The following is a 15,921-nucleotide window of genomic DNA, read 5'->3' on the forward strand; positions in this document are numbered from 1 at the left end:
TGCGGCCGGGGTGGCGTCGGTGGTGGTCACGGGCAGGGCCTCTTCGTGTCGGCGTCGTTGGTGGCGCGGGCCTGCTCGGCCAGTGCCCCGAGGTCGGCGGCCAGCGCCTGGACGGCGGCGGGCTTGAGTTTGTAGTACAGGAAGCGACCGCAGGCTTCCGTCTCCACCAGATCGGCGTGCCGCAGCAGCCGCAGGTGGTTGGACAGGTTCGTCTGCTTGGCGCCGGTCTCCTCGACCAGGTGGCACACGCACAGCGACTCCACGGCCAGCAGCCGGAGGATCTGCATCCGCAGCGGATCGGCCAGGGCCTTCATTACTTCAGTATCCACTGACGTCACCATAGGCTGATACGTTACCCGGCAAGGGGTCGCCAGGCGACCCCCAAGCTGCCACCGCCCGATCAGAGAGCACCCGCCTGCGATGACTGCCGCACCCGCTGCCTCGGTTCTGTTCGTCTGCGTCCACAACGCCGGCCGCTCGCAGATGGCCGCCGGATTCCTCACCCACCTCGCGGGCGACCGCGTCGAGGTCCGCTCCGCCGGCTCCGTCCCCGGCGACCAGGTCAACCCCTCGGCCATCGCCGCGATGGCCGAGGTCGGCGTCGACATCTCGCACCAGACGCCCAAGATCCTGACCACCGGGGCCGTCCAGGCGTCGGACTACGTCATCACCATGGGCTGCGGCGACGCCTGCCCGATCTTCCCCGGCAAGAGGTACCTCACCTGGGAACTCGAGGACCCCGCCGGGCAGGGCGTGGAGGCCGTGCGCCCGATCCGCGACGAGATCAAGAAGCTGGTCGAGGGCCTGGTCGCCGAGATCGACGCCAAGCAGCAGGGAAGCTGACGGCGTCGTCGCCGGGGTGACGGTGACTGTCAGCGCTGACGATGACCCAAAGGACTGACGGTGACCGTCAGGGCTGAAGGGTCGCGGTCAGCGTGATCCCGACGGCGAGAGCGCGGGAGATCGCGCAGGTGCGCGCGGCCCGTTCGGCGAACTCCTGGAAGCGGTCCTCCGCGACCCCCGGCATCTGCGCCTCGACGGTGATGTGAATGCCGCGGATGCCGGGGCTCACCACATCGCTGCCCATGTCGACCTCCACGGATGTCCGGATGGTGCCGACGGCCAGCCCGTTCTTGTGGAAGATGTTGGCCAGTGCGTGGTTGTAGCAACCCGCGTGGCCCGCGGCCAGGAGTTCCTCCGGAGAGGCTCCCTCAGCGCCCTCGAACCTGCTGGCGAACGAGTAGGGGTACTCGCTCAGCGTCGCGGACGCTGTGGAGATGGTCCCGGTACCGCCGTGAAAGGTGCCGTCCCAGACGGCCGAACCGATGGCATGCATGCTGTGGCCTCCTCCTGGGGATGCATCAGGACGTCGGGGACGGCTGGGGGAAGGTGCGGCCCATCTCGGCGCCCAGGTTGCGTTCGATGTGGGTGTTCCGCTGCAGGCCACGGGCGAACAGTTGCGCGTTGACGGACTGGAACTCGGGCCGTGCGGCCGCGGCCCAGAAGGCGTCCGACTGTCGGACGAAGACGTCGTCGGTGGGCAGGGTGAGCTCGTTGACGAAGCCCTTGAGGTCCTCGATGACGCGTCGGTCCCACTGGGAGACCCGGGTCGCGTAGGCGTCCACGAACGTCTCGAAGGAGGCGTCGGGGACGGCCCGGTTCACGTAGCCGTACCGCTCGGCGAGGTCGGCGTCGAAGTCCTCGCCGCCGAGCATGATCTCGAAGGTGCGGCCGCGGCCGACCAGGCCCGCGAGGCGGGCGGTGGCTCCGCCGCCCGCAACGGCGGTGAAGCCGACCTCCATCTGCCCCAGCACGGCCTTCTCCCGGCTGGCGAAGCGGATGTCGGTGGCGAGCACGAACTCGCTGCCCGCGCCGCGGGCGATGCCGCGGATCGCGCTGATGGTGACCACGGGCAGCTTGCTCAGCCGCACCAGGATGTCCACCCAGGCCGGGTAGCCCGTCGTCCCCGGCAGGGCTTCGGCGATCGCCGGGTCGGCCGCCAGGTCGTAGTGGGCCAGGTAGAACTCCGGGTTCGCGCTGTCGAACACGACCGCCTTGACGGATTCGTTGCGCTCCAGTTCGGTGAGCAGCTCCTTCAGGTCGCGCATCAGGTCCGGTCCGATCACATTGACCGGCGGGTTGTCGAAGGTGACCCGCCACAGGGCCGGGGAGGTCTGAGTGAGCGTCAGGTGGGTGGGCTGGTAGCGGTCGGCGAACGTCATGGTCTCTTCTTCCTTGTCACATGCCATGGATCTGGTCAGAAGTCAGGAGTCAGGCGACCGACCGGACCGCCTCGATGATCACGTCGGCAACCTCCCGCGACCGCGAGATCGCGCTGGAGTGCGAGCCGCCCTCCAGGACGGTCGTCTTCGCTCCGATCCTGGCGGCGGTGGCCTTCTGGTATTCGGGGCTGATGGCGTTGTCCGCGCTGGGGACGATCCACCAGGTCGGCAGGCGCTTCCAGGCCGGTTCGACCGACAGCGGCTCACCGAAGGCGATGCCGGAGGCGGGGCGCTGGTTGGCGGCGCCGGCCGCGGCCTCCTCATCGGTCACGTCGGCGGCGAAGACCGAGCGGTACTTGTCGACCTGCAGGGTGAACTCGGGAACCTCGCTGCCCGGGTAGCTCCAGGGCTGGAGTGCCTCACCCAACTCCGAAGGGGGAAAGTCCTTCGGGGCGTCCAGGGCGTTCTCCCCCTGGTCCAGGCCGAAGGCCGCCAGCAGCACCAGCGCCTTGACGTTCTCGGCGGAGCTGCCGGCATGGGTGACGACCGGGCCGCCGTAGCTGTGGCCGACCAGGACCACGTCGCCGGGGGTCTGGGCGACCACGCCGGCGACGTACTCGCCGTCCGCGGTCAGGCCGCGCAACTGGTTCGGAACGGTGCGAGCACTGATGCCCGCCGCGCGGAGGTGGGCGATGACCTTGTTCCAGGCGGAGCCGTCGGCGAACGCGCCGTGGACGAGGAGCACGGTGGGAGACATGGTGGTGTTGCCTTTCAGTACGGCTGCGGGCCGGTGGGCCGCGCAGCGGGAGGGGTTGGCGTGGGTGTGTCAGTCGGCTGCCGTGAGGTCGCCCAGGGCGTCGCCCAGGTCCAGTTCCAGCGGCCCTCTGGTCTGGAATCCCCGTGCGAACAGCTCGCCTGCCCGCTGCTTCACGCTGTCGCTCACCACGAGTTGCTGGAACAGGGCCGCGTCCGCCCGCACGGCGGAGCGCTCCGGCAGGGTGACGGCGTTCACCGCCGCCTTGGCGGCGATCACCGCGTCGCGTGGGAACCGGGCGATGCGTCGGGCGGTCTCGGCCACGAAGTCGTCCAGTTCGGCGTCCGGCAGCGCGCGGTTGATCCAGCCGTAGCGTTCGGCCAGTTCCGCGTCGAAGTCGGCGGAGGTCAGGATCGCCTCCAGGGCCCGGCCCCGGCCCAACAGCCGGGACAGGTGCTGGACGGCGCCCGCGCCGGGCGGCGCGCCGATGCCCACCTCCGGCTGACCCAGCACCGCGGTCTCCTTCGCCGCGAAGCGCATGTCGCAGGCGAGCGCGAACTCGCTGCCCGCGCCCCGTGCCCGGCCCCGGAGTTTGACGACGGTGACCGCAGGGCTCTCGCTGAGCTTGCGGAACAGCATCCCGAGCGAGGCGTCCCCCGGCCCGCCGGCCTTCGCCGCCTCGGCGGTGTAGGCGGGGACCTTGGTCATGTCGACGTGCGGGAACAGGAAGTCCGGATCCGCGCTGTCGAACACCACCACCCGGGGCGCGTCCGGCTGGACGAGTTGCTCCAGCAGCAGGACCAGGTCGCGGACCACCTCCGGGCCGATCAGGTTGATCGGCGGAGCGTCGAACGTCGCGTGGAGGACCTTGCCGTCCAGGCGCGTCGTGATCGTTTCGAGTGAGTCGGTCATGCTTCTCCTCCGTTCAGGGACATGTGCACCGAGCGGACCGCGCTCGCACCCTCGCCCACGGCCGCCGCGACGCGCTTCATCGAGCCGGCCCGCACGTCACCGGTCGCGAACACCCGCGGCAGACTCGTCTCGAAGGGCAGCGGACGTCGGCCCAGGGCGGCCCAGGCGGCGCCGAGCGCGGAGTCCTCGATGCCGACGTCGGTCAGGACGAAGCCGTGGTCGTCGGTCGCGACACCGCTGAGCCACTCCGTGGCGGGGCTGGCGCCGATGAAGCAGAACAGGCCTCGGCAGTCCAGCTCGGCCTCCGGCCCGCCCCCGCCCTTGCTGCCCACCGTGATGCGCTCCAACCGGTCGCCGCCGTGCAGCGCGGTCACGTCGCTGGAGGTCCGGACGGTGACCGAGGGGTGGGCCACGATGCGGTCCGCGAGGTACGAGGACATCCCCGCCTCCAGATCCGCGCCGCGCACCACCAGGCTGACCGCGCAGCCCCTCCCAGCGAGGTAGAGGGCCGCCTGACCTGCGGAGTTGGCTCCGCCGACCACGGTGACCGGGTGCGGGCCGCAGGCGCGGGCCTCCAGTTCGGTGGCGGCGTAGTAGATACCCGCACCCTCGAAATCAGCCCACCGGTCCAGCGGCAGCGAACGGTAGCTGGCGCCGGTGGCGATCACGGCCGCCCGGCTGGTGATCTCGGTGCCGTCCCGCAGCACCACCCGCAGCAGGCCGTCCGCGGTGTTCGGCGGGCCGGCAGTCTCGGGCGGGGTGCCGGTCTCCAGCGGGGCGGCAGCCTCGGGCGGGGTGCCGGTCTCCAGCGGGGCGGCAGCCTCGGGCGGGGCGACCGGCTCCAGCGAGGCGACCTCGCACGGGCTGGCGATACGCGCGCCGAACTTCTGCGCCTGCACCACCGCCCGGCCGGTCAGGTCCGCACCGCTGATGCCCGAGGTGAAACCGAGGTAGTTCTCGATACGGGAACTGGCAGCCGCCTGGCCGCCGGCCGCCCGAGTCCAGGACCAGGGTCCGCAGCCCCTCCGAGGCCCCGTACACCGCCGCGGCGAGCCCGGCCGGGCCGCCGCCGATCACGACCAGGTCCAAGGTCTCCCCCGCCACCGGACGGTAGGACAGGCCGAGGTGGTCGGCCAGCGCGTGGGTGGTCGCCCGCCGCAGCACCTGGGTGGGCGTGATGACCAGGGGAAAGTCGTCGGCCTCGGCGCCCGCGACATGGGCCAGCGCCTGCCCCGCCCGGCTGTCGGCCGACAACCAGGTGTGCGGCTGCCGCTGTCGGGCGGCGTAGGTCCGCAGCGCCAGCGCCTCCGCGGAGGCGTCGTGGCCGACGATGACCATCGTCCGGGCCGCGGCGTTCCCCCGCAGGTCCTCGCGCCGGGCCAGGAGTGCGCGCAGCACGATGTCGGACAGTTCCGGATCCTCGTTCATCAGCCGCCGAAAGGACGGCGGTCCGACCCGGAACACCGTTCCCGGCGTGGCGGCCCTCGCGCTGAGATAGGTGGACTGCCCGGTCAGCAGATTCAGTTCGCCGCTGAACTCGTGCGGCCCATAGCGTGCGACAACCACCTCACCCGCGTCGGAGGTGTCCGGGCGGACGATCTCCACTTCGCCCGACTCGACCAGGATCATGTCGCCCGCGGGCTCCCCCGCCCGGAAGAGCACCTCGCCCGCCCCGGTGGCCCGCTCCGTTCCATAGGCCCGCAGCCGGGCCCACTGGCCGTCACTGAGCGCCGGCCTTGCGGCTGTTGTCGGTTCTGGCGTCGACATCGTCCTACCCCTCGTCCCGTCCCGTCGTCATGCCCGAGCGACCCTGACTTCACTTTGACAACCTAGCATGCTGGATAGGTCTCGGCAATCCAGATGGTCGCCTGCGCTTCCCCGGGCCGGAAATTCGGCAGCGGGAAGCAAGGTGGGCACGACCCAGACAGGAGGGCCTGGATTGGCTCATAAGAGTTAGGTATGCTGAATTCATGGGACTTTCGTGGATGCATGACTCCAGCTGTTCGGTATCGAGGAGTCTGGGCGTCCTCGGCGAAAACTGGACCCTGCTCGTCCTGCGCGAAGCGCTCACCGGCACGACGCGCTTCGCGGAATTCAGGTCCGCGCTGGGACTGGCCCCCGACGTGCTGAGTCGGCGGCTGTCGACGCTTGTCGAATACGGCGTCATGTATCGCGAGCCCTACCAGGAACCCGGCAGCAGAGTGCGGTACGAGTACCACCTCACGGACGCCGGACGCGAGTTGGAGGTGGTGCTCGGGGCGCTGCAGCAGTGGGGGGACCGCCACCTGCCGTGGCCGGCCGGCCCCACCATCCAAAGGCGCGCCATGCGCACCAACCGCCCGGTCCATGTCGCCTTCGTCGACGACCACGGATACGAGGTGCCGTGGGCGGACATCGAGACCGTGCGCACCGACGCCTACCCCGAGGAGGACAAGGGCGACGAGCCCACGGTCTGAGGACGGCGATCCGAAAAGACCGGAGAAAGCGGGCGCCGTCGACGGGGTATGGCGCAGGTCACGGGAATCCGGTGGAACTCGGTGGCCCCGGCGGACAGGATCTGGCGTGGAACTTTCCTTGCGCGCCAGGCTGCGCTCCGGTGATCCGGAGGCCTTCGGGCGGATATTCGATGATCATGCGCGTGCGGTGCACCGGCCAGGCCTGCTGCCCTGGCTGCTGGGCATCGCCACCCATGTGCTGCGCAACACCCAGCGGGCCGCCCGCCGCCACCAGGCGGCCCTCGGTCGCGTCCCGCTCCGCGACACCGTGCCGGACTTCGCCGACGAGCTGGTGGGCCGGATGGAGGATGCCCAGCGACTGGCCGCCGAGCACCTCATGAGCGAGATCCACCACGCGAACCCGGCGACCGGCCCCGAGGCCGCCGCCGCAGGCATCGACGCCGCAGGCTCCGTCCCCGTGTCCCGGCGTCGAAGGCGGCGCTGGGTGCACACCGGCACCGCGGAGCCGGCCCCCTCCAAGGCGTCACTGCTGCTGCAGAACGCCGCCGACGTGGTCTCGCACAGCCAGGCCGCCGCCCAGTCGTACGGCGCCGGGACCCCTGAGCGCCTCGACTTCCCCGCTCCCGGGCAGGGGATGGTCGGAGCGCCCGGCGAAATACAGGGCCCCTTGGAGGACCTGGCCGCCCTTCCCCGCGACCCGGCCGAGGCGCTGCGGACGATCGGGGCCCAGGTGAGCCGGCAGATGGACAACGACGAGAACACCGATGGGGGGCAAGCGCCCCTCCTCCCTGAACCCGCAACTGGTCTTCGGCTACCTCGGCGGCATGCTCGCCGAGTCCGTGGACCCGCAGACCACGGCGTTCCTCTACCGGGTCGCCGCCCTGATCCCGGGAACGGGGGTGGTCCCCGACGCAGTGGACGCCGCCGGGCGGCACGGTGTCGCGATCAGCATCGACGGCGGGGCCAGGGACCGCGAAGAGTGGATCTTCGACAAGTCCACGTACGCCTTCCTCGGATTCCGCCAAGTCACCCAGGACGACACGGTGATCGGCAAGGCCGGCAGCGTGATCCTGGTGACCGCGGTACTCGAGCGCACCGTCGTCGACCACGTGGGCGACACCACGTCACGCAGGACCACCGGCTGAGCCGGTCACGTCCCGGGAACACACCCTTCCCGGATCCCGCTGCCCGGCGAGGCACCAGCGACACTTCGCCGGGCAGCACCGTCAGGTTCGCTGTTCCTTGTCGGCGGGGCCGATCCGGGCGGCGCCTGGCCGTAGGTGGGGGGCGTGCTCGGCGACCGCGTCGAGGAGTTGGCGCCTCGAGGGGTTCACCAAGGTGGTCCTCCCGGCCACGGTGACAGTGGGCACCGTCTCGTTGCCGTCGGCGACCGAGCGCACGAAGGCCGCCGCGTCCGGATCCCGCCAGATGTTCCGCTTGGTGTAGGGCAGCCGGGTGAACAGCAGCCGCAGGCGCAGCATCATGCAGAAGGTGCATCCCGGACGCCAGTACAGCACCACGCCGTCGCTGTTCTCGGTCACGAACTCCCCCTGGGTGGATGGTGGATGGGATCCCGGCTCGAGCCTAGTCGAGTCGAAACCCAGCCCGCGCGGGGAGTTGCGGGGAGTCCGCGGCCTCCTGCTCAGATGGGGGCGAGCAGGGTGGTCAGCCGGTCGCAGATGCTGGCCCAGGCGAGCCGGGCGCCGTCGTGGATGGGCCGGGTGGGGAGGTGTTCGTGGAGGATGGTCATCTCGGTGGCGTCCCCGTCCGGGCGCAGGATGACGGTGACCTGGGTGGTGCGGTTGTTGGTGGTGTCAGCGGCCCAGGTGAAGACGAGGCGGTGCGGAGGGTCGACGACCAGGTATTCGCCGGTGACCTCGTCGGCGCCGCTGTCAAGGATCTTGACGATCCGGTAGTGTCCGCCGACCACGGGATCGCAGGTGGCTTCGGCGACGAAGCCGGGGGTCGGGGCAGAGCCACTGCTGGAGCCGGTCGGCGTCGGTCCAGGCATCGAAGACCTGCTCGGGGCTGGCCTTCAGGGTGCGGGTCACTCTGACCACGGAGTCGCTCACGGCGTGGGCCCCCCTTCTTGGACGTGCTGTTCCAGGTGGTCGGCCAGGTGGTCGGCCAGGTGGTCGGCCAGGGCGTCGGCGCGCCGTTCCCAGAAGCCGGTGTAGTTGCTGATCCACTGCTCGGCCTCGGTCAGCGGCTGCGGGTCGGCGCTCAGGTAGTGGTCCCGGCCGCGGATCTCGCGCCGGACCAGGCCTGCGCGTTCCAGCACGATGATGTGCTTGGAGACGGCGGCCAGGGACATCGGCAGCGGTTCGGCGATCTCGGTGACCCGGGCCTCAGCCGTGCGCAGGCGCTGCAGGATCGCCCGGCGGGTGGGATCGGCCAGCGCCATGTACGTCAGGTCCAGGGGTACGGAGACACGTTCAACCATATTGCTGAATGTTAGCGTGGCGAGTACATTCAACCAACAGGTTGAATGACTTGAAGGAGGGGAACCCATGCGTCCCACCGAAACCGCCGAACCCACCCGCGGGTCCGAACCCGCCTCGACCGCGATCGTCACCGGCGCCGGACGCGGCTTCGGGCGCGCCACCGCCGGAGCCCTGTGCCGAGCCGGCCTCCGGGTCGTCGGAGTCGCCCGCGACCGCACCGACCTGGAGAAGGTCCACGGCGAACTCGGCGACTCCTTCGTCCCCGTCGGCGCCGACGCCACCGATCCGGCCGTGGCCGAACGGCTGCTGGCCCAGTACGCCCCGCGCGTCCTGGTGCTCAACGCCGGGGCCGTGCCGCTCGCGCGGCCCGTCCACGAGCACACCTGGGAGTCCTTCAGCCTGCACTGGCAGACCGACGTCCAGCACGTCTTCCACTGGACCCGGCTGGCACTGACCATGCCCCTTTCGCCGGGCAGCACGGTCCTCGCGCTCTCCAGTGGGGCTGCTCTGCGCGGGTCGCCGGTCAGCGGCGGCTACGCCGGGGCCAAGGCCACCGTCCGATTCCTCGCCTCCTACGCGGCCGAGGAGTCCCAGCGCGGCGGCCTCGGGATCAGGTTCCTGTCCGTGCTGCCGCCGATGACCCCCGGTTCGGGCGTCGGCGACGCCGGAGTCGCCGGCTACGCGGCCCGGTCCGGCGTGAAGGAGGCCGACTTCATCCAGCGACTCGGCCCCACTTCCACGCCGGAGCAGATCGGCCGGACCATCGCGGCCCTCGCCCTGGACCCGGATCGCGCCCAGGGCGGCTACCAACTCACCGCTGCGGGGCCGGTCGCCCTCGATTGAAGCCGCTTCCCGGGGTGATCGCGGCGAGCGGCACCGACCGGCACCCGTTCGTCGCGCCCTCGGGGGCCCCGTACCCCATGACGCGTCAGAGGTTCAGCAGTTCCTCGTAGAAGCCGCCGAAGTCCCGCTCGCGGTCGATGAGATGGATCTCCAGGATCCAGTACAGGAGCTGCCCCGACTTGTCGGTGCGCCGCAGTGGCTTGTCGTTGGCGGGCACGATGTGGGAGTCGACGTCCTCCCAGTCGTTGTCCTCGGGCGGGAACTCCCCCACCAGGTGGCCGGCGTGCCAACCGCCCAACTGCCAGCCCGCTTCCCCCGCCAGCCGCTCGACCTCGGCGTAGAGCCGGCTGCCGGTGATGTCCGGGTCGGCCTCGAAGAAGCGGCGTGCCGCGGCGAAGACCGTCGCCAGGTCATCACGCAGGCGAAGCTTGACCGGGTCGTCACCGAGCACGAAGGTCCGCCCGAAGTCCGCCTCGAACTCCTCGAAGATCGGCCCGAAGTCGGCGAAGACGACGTCGTCCGCGCCGATGACCCGGTCCGGCGGGTTCTCGCGGTACGGCAGCAGGGTGTTCGGCCCGGACCGCACGATCCGCTTGTGCCAGTAGTGCGTGGTCCCGAACATCTCATTCGCCAGGTCACGGATGCGGTCGCTGACCGCCCGCTCACCCTGGCCGACCGCGATCAGCTCACGCTGCTCCACCTCGGCGAACAGCTCAACCGCCTTGGCCTGGGCATCCAACAGTCGCTCCGCGCGAACGGCTTCCTCATGCATGCCCCAGACGCTAGGCGAAAGCGGGTGCCCCGGCCAAGCGGAATCAGCCGACGCGCACCGGGTCAGCCACGGGCATCGGGTCCGTAGCCGCCCTCCCAGCAGCTGCGATACGGACCCGGTGGACCCGTCGGACCAGCAACTGCACCAGCAGGGCGCCGGCCACGGCGGTGGCGAAGGCCACGGCGCCGCCGGCCGGCTCGGTGAGAACGGCGACCAGGAAGCAGAACGCGGCGAAGCCCCACAGGCCACGTAGCACGCCGGCCAATGTCGCCCCCGCCGCCGACGGGCCGCCCTGGGCCAGGGCGAAGGTGGCCACCACGCTGGTACCGATCGGAAACGGCGCCAGCACACCGGTCAGGCCGGGGCCCAGGTGCGCGGCAGCGGTGGTGAGCGCGAGCACGAGCGCCGCCGTCATCGCAGCGCGGGCGGGGAGGTCCCACCACCGCGGACCCGGCGTCGACGGCGGAACCGGTGCGGCGGCCTGCCGCGCCGTCGCCATCGGCGTCGTCGTCATCGCCATCGCCATCGCGAGTGCGGTCGCCGCCATCGAGAGGCCGAGACCGGCCAGGGCGGGGAGGTTGACGGCCGACAGGGCGAGATCCGCGACCAGGCAGACCAGCCACCCGGTCATCAAGGTGGCCGGCCAGGACCAGGTACGCGCCTGCCGGGCGAAGACGACGGCGAACAACGCCAGCGAGACCAGCCCGAGGAGCGAAGCGGACGCGGCATGCGCCGCGAAGCGCCGTCCGTGTTCCAGATAGGTGATGAACAGAATGGGCCCCGCCACGATCGGCAGCGCCACCAGCGTCCCGGCCACGGCAGGCCCCCACCGGCGCCCCGCCAGCGACGATCCCACGACGAGCAGCGGGGCCAGCACGAGTTTCAATATCAACAGCGTCACCGACCCACCCTGCCAGACCGCCCCTCCGCCACCACGGCCGGGTCCAGACCGCCTTCAGCTGCGCCGGGCGGCCCATACCGTGCGTTCGGTGCGGACCGTCAGGTCGTCGCGGCGGAGGATGCTGTGCGGGCTGTCGGTGTCGAGCAGTCGGTCGAGGGCGGTGAGGTCCTCGGCGGTCAGTGCCGGGGCGGCGCTGCCGCGCAGGCGGCGCAGGCTGTTGAGGGCGTAGCGGCCGACCGCGTCGGTGTGGGGCGGGCCGATGTTCACGCTGATGGTGCGTTCGGCCTCGACAGTGAAGCCGTTGGCGGTGAGCTTGGATCCCCAGTCGGCGCCGCGGTGCGGCAGGTGTTCGGCGTGGTGCTGGTCGAGCGCGGCGTGACAGCGTTCCTCGAGACCGGGACGGCCTTCGGGGCGTCCTCGGGCAGGAACCTGGGGAAGCCGGCCAGTTCGACGACGGCGAACAGCCCGCCCGGCGCGAGCGCGTCGTGGACCTGGCGCAGGGTGCGGTCGGGATCGGCCATGTGGTGCAGGGAGGCTGACGCCCAGACCAGGTCAGGTGTACCGAGGTCGGGCCAGGTCGCGTCGAGGTCGGCCTGGACCGTATGCACCCTGTCTGCCAGGCCTTCCGCCGTGGCCTTCGCCAGCAGTCGCTGCAGGTGGGGAGTTGAGGTGTCGACGGCGGTCACCTCGGCCCGGGGGAAGCGCTTGAGCAGGGCGAAGGTGCCGGCCCCGGTCCCGCAGCCCAGATCCACGAGGTGACGGGGGTCGGCTCCGACGGGCAGCCACGCGGTGATGGCGGCGATGTGCTCGGCGAGCACCTCGGCGTCCAGGTCGAGGATCTCCGCCTGGCCGTCGGTGTCGTGGCCCGCTGTGTGCTGGTGGGTCGAGTGCTGGTGCGCCGCGTGGTCGTGCGCTGGTTGGTCGTGCGCCGTGTGGTCGTGCGCTGCGGGTGGGGAGGTGTGCGTCATGCCGACCACGCTAGACAAACCATGGGCGCGTGGCGCGATGGCTTCCCGAAAGCGCAAGACGATGGCCGCCTGGCCTGCCTGCTGCGCAAGAACGCCATGACCTGCGGCTTGATACGACGCTCCAGGGGGCTCCGGGGCTCCGGGGGCGGGGCGGTGGCGGCTCGGGTCAGGCGCCCTCGCTGCGCTGGTGGCTGCGGCGGGCGTCATGGTCGAAGATGCCGAGGGTCTCGCACGGCCCGCCCTCGGCGCCGATGGCGTGCGGGAGCATCGTCGGGAACTCGGCGGCCTGGTTGGTCTCCACCCGAAAGCGCCGGTTGCCCAGCAGCAGGACGGCGGTGCCGGAGAGGACGACGAGCCATTCGCGCCCGGGGTGGGCCCGCATCCGCGAGGGGTTGTCGGGCGGCGGGTTGGTCATCCGCTGACGTACGACGGTCATGCCCGGTTCCGCGCGGATGGGCCACCGCATCAGCCCGTGGGCCGCGTCGATGGTCGGACTGGAGATGACATCGTCGGTGGCGGTCTCCACCAGCTGGTCCAGCGAGGTGTCCAGGGCCCTTGCCAGCGTGACGAGTTGATCCAGCGCGAGCCGTCGCTGACCGTTCTCGATACGGCTGAGCGTGGACGGGCTGAGCTTGGCGCGGGTGGCCAGTTCATCGAGGGACCAGCCCTGAGCCACGCGCAAGGCGCGGACCCGTTTGCGCACCAGGCTGTCCAGCTCATCATTGTCTTGCGTCATAGGCAACATGGTATGCCCTGCACGCAAGGCGTGCTTAGTGTGATCGCGAGGGCCCGGCTCCGGGCCTGTTCACCGCGAGGAAAGGTACGCCCATGCCTGTGACCACGTCCGAGGAGACGACCGACACCCTGCCCACCGCCGATGAGACCGTCGACGCCGTGGTGATCGGAGGCGGCGCCGCCGGGCTGAACGGCGCGCTGATGCTGGCCCGCTCCCGCCGCTCGGTCGTGGTGATCGACAGCGGCACTCCCCGCAACGCACCCGCCGAGGGCGTGCACGGCCTGCTCGGCCTCGACGGCACCCCGCCGGCCGAACTGCTGCGCACCGGCCGCGCCGAGGTGCGCCGCTATGGCGGCACGGTGGTGCCGGGCGAAGTCATCGCCGCCGCTGCGACCGACCCGTCCGCCGAGGCACACCCCGCCGCCGGGGGCGACCCGCGGTTCACCGTCACCCTGGCTGACGGCCGCACCCTGCGGGCCCGTCGCCTCCTGGTCGCCACCGGGCTACGGGACGTCCTGCCCGACATTGACGGACTGGCACAGCACTGGGGGCACAGCGTGGTGCACTGCCCGTACTGCCACGGCTGGGAGGTACGAGACACCACCATCGGCGTCCTGGCCACGGGACCGGCCTCGATCCACCACGCGCTGCTCTTCGGGCAGTTGAGCGACGACCTGGTCTACTTCACCCGCGGCACCGACCTGGACCAGGACACCCGGGAGCGTTTCGCCGCCCGCGGCATCCGGGTCGTGGACGCCCCGGTCGCCGGGGTCGAATCCACCGAGCAGGGCGGCATCGCGGGCGTTCGCCTGGACGACGGACGGATCGTGGCCCGTCGCGTCCTCGCGGTCGCGACCACCCTGCAGGCCCGTACCGAGGGGCTGGACGGCCTGCACCTTCCGCTGCGGGACCTGCCCGGCGGCATGGGCCGCCACTTCGCCACCGGCCTGGCCGGCACCACCGACATCCCGGGCGTGTGGATCGCGGGCAACGCCACCGACCCGATGGCCCAGGTCGGCGCCTCCGCCGCGGCCGGGGCCCTGGCCGGCGCCCATATGAATGCCGACCTGGCCAACGCCGACACCGAGGCGGCGCTGGTCGCCGCGCGGGGGTAACCGGACACGGCACCAACGCCATATCCGCAGCGCGCAAGCGCCGGGAACAACCGCCCCCGGCGGACCGGCGCTGCCCTTCCACGCCTCCACGGCCAACCGAAAGGTCCACCCCCCATGCGTACGAACCCGCCTCCACAGGTGAGCGCCGACGCCGCCGATGCGAGCGTTGGCGACCCGCGTCAGCGTCGCGCGATCCTGATCGCCGTCTGCATTGCCCTCATGGCCGTGATCGCCTCGGTGTCCGGGCTCAATGTCGCCCAGCCGGACCTGGCCATCGCGTTCGACGCCTCACAGAGCACCGTCCTGTGGATCATCAACATCTACACCATCAGCCTGGCCGCGCTTCTGCTGCCGCTCGGCGCGATCGGCGACCGCTGGGGCCGCAAGCCGGTGCTGCTCACCGGCCTGACCGTCTTCGGCCTGGCCAACGTGGTTGCCGGCCTGGCGACCTCGGCCGAGGTCATGCTGGCCGCACGGCTGCTCAGCGGCGTCGGCGCGGCGATGATCATGCCGGTCACCCTCGCCGTGATCACTTCGACCTTCCCCGAAGCGGAGCGCGGCCGAGCGATCGGCGTATGGACCGGCGTCGCCGGTGGCGGCGGCGTGCTGGGCATGTTCCTGTCGGCCGCCCTGGTGGACCTGGCGAGTTGGCGGTGGCTCTTCGTCCTGCCGGTCGCTCTCGTGGTGGTGGCCATCGTCGCGGCACTGCGGTCCGTCCCCAACTCGCGCGACGAGTCGGAGCACAGCTTCGACTCCGTCGGCGCGCTGACCTCGGTCATCGCCGTGGTCGGGCTGATCCTCGTGCTCCAGGAAGGCCCCGGGCGCGGCTGGACCGCGCCCGTCACCCTGCTGAGCCTCCTCATCGGCGCGGTCGCCGCCGTCACCTTTGTGGCCTGGGAGCTGCGCCGACACGCACCGCTGCTGGACGTCCGCCTCTTCCGCGAGCGCGGGCTGGCCTCCGGCTCCCTTGCGCTGCTCGCGGTGTTCGGGGTCCAGGCGGGCATCTTCGTCGTCCTCTTCCCCTACTTCCAGGCCGTGCTCGGCTGGTCCGGCCTCCGGTCCACCCTGGCGCTGATGCCGATGGCGCTGCTGATGATGGCGGCCTCCGGACTCGCCCCGCGGGTGGCCGAACGCGTCGGAGCCCGCGCGACCATGGCCGCCGGAATCCTGCTGGGCGGTGCGGGCCTGGCCCTCATGGCCGGCTTCGTCTCCGTCGGCGGCGGCTACCTCTCGGTGCTCCCCGGCATGCTCGCCATGGGCATCGGCATGGGCCTGACCATGACGCCCTCCACCGAGGCCATCACCGGTGCCCTGCCGCGCGAGCGCCAGGGCGTCGCGTCCGCGCTCAATGACGTCACCAGGGAGTTCGGCACCGCGCTCGGCGTCGCCCTGCTCGGAGCGCTGCTGTCCGCCGGCTACCGCAGCGCCGTCGACTCCCGGCTCGACGCCGTTCCCAAGGGCACCGCCGACGCCGCCCGCGAAGGCCTCGCCAACGCCCTTGCCGTCGCCGACCAGGCGGGACCGCAGGGGCAGGCACAGGCGCAGGCACTGATCCGAGCCGCCCGGCAGTCGTTCGTCGACGGCTGGCAGCACGCGATGTGGGCGGGGGTTGCGGTGATGGCAGTCCTGTTCGTCTACATCCTGGCCCGAGGCCCCCAGCGCCCCACCCACACACCGGCGCCCGCCTCCGAGCCCGCAGCCGCACCCACGCCCGCCTCCGAGCCCGCGCCCAAGCCCGTGCCCGCCGCCGTGCCCGCCTCCGTCCCCGCGAGCGAAGAAAGCAGACGCGGCTGACGCC

The 15,921-nt window shown here is 71.4% G+C and carries 21 protein-coding genes and 1 pseudogene; 6 read left to right on the top strand and 16 right to left on the bottom strand.

The features are described 5' to 3' along the window. Positions 1-26 precede the first annotated feature (26 nt). A complete protein-coding gene (locus ACXKR8_RS13760; protein ID WP_458273198.1) occupies positions 27-341 on the bottom strand; it encodes an ArsR/SmtB family transcription factor in 315 nt (104 codons plus the stop codon). 79 nt (positions 342-420) lie between these two features. On the opposite strand from ACXKR8_RS13760, the gene ACXKR8_RS13765 reads away from it, so the two are divergent. Next, positions 421-843: an arsenate reductase ArsC gene (locus tag ACXKR8_RS13765; RefSeq protein WP_458273199.1), complete on the top strand. Its 423-nt coding sequence runs from the start codon at positions 421-423 to the stop codon at positions 841-843. Positions 844-910: 67 nt separating this feature from the next. Here ACXKR8_RS13765 and ACXKR8_RS13770 read toward each other — a convergent pair whose 3' ends face one another. The 6 genes from ACXKR8_RS13770 to ACXKR8_RS13795 form a co-directional block, all read right to left on the bottom strand. Beyond that, entirely contained in the window at positions 911-1,336 is a 426-nt protein-coding gene (locus tag ACXKR8_RS13770) for an OsmC family peroxiredoxin (protein WP_458273200.1), read from the bottom strand. Between the two features lie 25 nt (positions 1,337-1,361). Continuing rightward, the gene (locus ACXKR8_RS13775; RefSeq protein ID WP_458273201.1) at positions 1,362-2,222 is read right to left on the bottom strand and encodes an enoyl-CoA hydratase/isomerase family protein; all 861 of its coding nucleotides are present in this window, start codon (positions 2,220-2,222) and stop codon (positions 1,362-1,364) included. Between the two features lie 49 nt (positions 2,223-2,271). Continuing rightward, positions 2,272-2,979: an alpha/beta fold hydrolase gene (locus ACXKR8_RS13780; protein WP_458273202.1), complete on the bottom strand. Its 708-nt coding sequence runs from the start codon at positions 2,977-2,979 to the stop codon at positions 2,272-2,274. A 69-nt stretch (positions 2,980-3,048) separates the two neighbouring features. Next, on the bottom strand, positions 3,049-3,888 hold the full coding sequence (locus ACXKR8_RS13785; protein WP_458273203.1) for an enoyl-CoA hydratase/isomerase family protein: 840 nt from the start codon (positions 3,886-3,888) through the stop codon (positions 3,049-3,051). Then, entirely contained in the window at positions 3,885-4,556 is a 672-nt protein-coding gene (locus tag ACXKR8_RS13790) for an NAD(P)/FAD-dependent oxidoreductase (RefSeq protein WP_462100491.1), read from the bottom strand. The genes ACXKR8_RS13785 and ACXKR8_RS13790 overlap by 4 nt, the downstream gene beginning before the upstream one ends. Beyond that, complete coding sequence (locus tag ACXKR8_RS13795) at positions 4,504-5,655, bottom strand: Crp/Fnr family transcriptional regulator (RefSeq protein ID WP_462100492.1); 1,152 nt, start codon at positions 5,653-5,655, stop codon at positions 4,504-4,506. The genes ACXKR8_RS13790 and ACXKR8_RS13795 overlap by 53 nt, the downstream gene beginning before the upstream one ends. Positions 5,656-5,858: 203 nt before the next feature. Between ACXKR8_RS13795 and ACXKR8_RS13800 the strand changes: the two genes are divergently transcribed. Next, complete coding sequence (locus tag ACXKR8_RS13800) at positions 5,859-6,344, top strand: winged helix-turn-helix transcriptional regulator (RefSeq protein ID WP_458273204.1); 486 nt, start codon at positions 5,859-5,861, stop codon at positions 6,342-6,344. Positions 6,345-6,402: 58 nt separating this feature from the next. On the opposite strand, the gene ACXKR8_RS13805 is transcribed toward ACXKR8_RS13800, so the two are convergent. After that, entirely contained in the window at positions 6,403-6,735 is a 333-nt protein-coding gene (locus ACXKR8_RS13805; RefSeq protein ID WP_458273205.1) for a hypothetical protein, read from the bottom strand. A 373-nt stretch (positions 6,736-7,108) separates the two neighbouring features. Here ACXKR8_RS13805 and ACXKR8_RS13810 point away from each other — a divergent pair, with 373 nt between their 5' ends. Further along, on the top strand, positions 7,109-7,489 hold the full coding sequence (locus ACXKR8_RS13810; RefSeq protein ID WP_458273206.1) for a hypothetical protein: 381 nt from the start codon (positions 7,109-7,111) through the stop codon (positions 7,487-7,489). Between the two features lie 81 nt (positions 7,490-7,570). Here the strand turns inward: ACXKR8_RS13810 and ACXKR8_RS13815 are convergent, their stop codons facing one another. The 4 genes from ACXKR8_RS13815 to ACXKR8_RS13830 all read right to left on the bottom strand — a co-directional run bounded on the left by ACXKR8_RS13815 (position 7,571) and on the right by ACXKR8_RS13830 (position 8,787). Then, positions 7,571-7,885 (bottom strand): glutaredoxin domain-containing protein, encoded by a 315-nt coding sequence (locus tag ACXKR8_RS13815; protein ID WP_458273207.1) that lies wholly within the window; start codon positions 7,883-7,885, stop codon positions 7,571-7,573. Positions 7,886-7,986: 101 nt separating this feature from the next. Continuing rightward, positions 7,987-8,355 (bottom strand): SRPBCC family protein, encoded by a 369-nt coding sequence (locus tag ACXKR8_RS13820; protein ID WP_462100493.1) that lies wholly within the window; start codon positions 8,353-8,355, stop codon positions 7,987-7,989. Continuing rightward, positions 8,237-8,509, bottom strand: a complete 273-nt coding sequence (locus ACXKR8_RS13825; protein WP_462100679.1) for an SRPBCC family protein — start codon at positions 8,507-8,509, stop codon at positions 8,237-8,239. Before ACXKR8_RS13825 ends, ACXKR8_RS13820 begins: the two co-directional genes overlap by 119 nt. Next, a complete protein-coding gene (locus ACXKR8_RS13830; protein ID WP_458273209.1) occupies positions 8,413-8,787 on the bottom strand; it encodes an ArsR/SmtB family transcription factor in 375 nt (124 codons plus the stop codon). The genes ACXKR8_RS13825 and ACXKR8_RS13830 overlap by 97 nt, the downstream gene beginning before the upstream one ends. Positions 8,788-8,854: 67 nt before the next feature. Here ACXKR8_RS13830 and ACXKR8_RS13835 point away from each other — a divergent pair, with 67 nt between their 5' ends. Beyond that, positions 8,855-9,631, top strand: coding sequence for an SDR family oxidoreductase (locus ACXKR8_RS13835; RefSeq protein ID WP_458273210.1), 777 nt, complete (start codon positions 8,855-8,857; stop codon positions 9,629-9,631). An 85-nt stretch (positions 9,632-9,716) separates the two neighbouring features. Here the strand turns inward: ACXKR8_RS13835 and ACXKR8_RS13840 are convergent, their stop codons facing one another. The 4 genes and pseudogenes from ACXKR8_RS13840 to ACXKR8_RS13855 all read right to left on the bottom strand — a co-directional run bounded on the left by ACXKR8_RS13840 (position 9,717) and on the right by ACXKR8_RS13855 (position 13,008). Beyond that, on the bottom strand, positions 9,717-10,403 hold the full coding sequence (locus tag ACXKR8_RS13840) for a M24 family metallopeptidase (protein ID WP_458273211.1): 687 nt from the start codon (positions 10,401-10,403) through the stop codon (positions 9,717-9,719). Positions 10,404-10,446: 43 nt separating this feature from the next. Next, positions 10,447-11,304: a hypothetical protein gene (locus ACXKR8_RS13845; RefSeq protein WP_458273212.1), complete on the bottom strand. Its 858-nt coding sequence runs from the start codon at positions 11,302-11,304 to the stop codon at positions 10,447-10,449. 54 nt (positions 11,305-11,358) lie between these two features. Next, a pseudogene (locus ACXKR8_RS13850) lies at positions 11,359-12,272 on the bottom strand (class I SAM-dependent methyltransferase). Between the two features lie 166 nt (positions 12,273-12,438). After that, on the bottom strand, positions 12,439-13,008 hold the full coding sequence (locus ACXKR8_RS13855) for a helix-turn-helix domain-containing protein (protein ID WP_458273214.1): 570 nt from the start codon (positions 13,006-13,008) through the stop codon (positions 12,439-12,441). A 92-nt stretch (positions 13,009-13,100) separates the two neighbouring features. Between ACXKR8_RS13855 and ACXKR8_RS13860 the strand changes: the two genes are divergently transcribed. Then, entirely contained in the window at positions 13,101-14,123 is a 1,023-nt protein-coding gene (locus ACXKR8_RS13860; RefSeq protein ID WP_458273215.1) for an NAD(P)/FAD-dependent oxidoreductase, read from the top strand. A gap of 114 nt (positions 14,124-14,237) precedes the next feature. After that, the gene (locus tag ACXKR8_RS13865; RefSeq protein WP_458273216.1) at positions 14,238-15,917 is read left to right on the top strand and encodes an MFS transporter; all 1,680 of its coding nucleotides are present in this window, start codon (positions 14,238-14,240) and stop codon (positions 15,915-15,917) included. The last annotated feature ends 4 nt before the right edge of the window (positions 15,918-15,921 follow it).

Source organism: Streptacidiphilus sp. PAMC 29251, assembly GCF_054208735.2.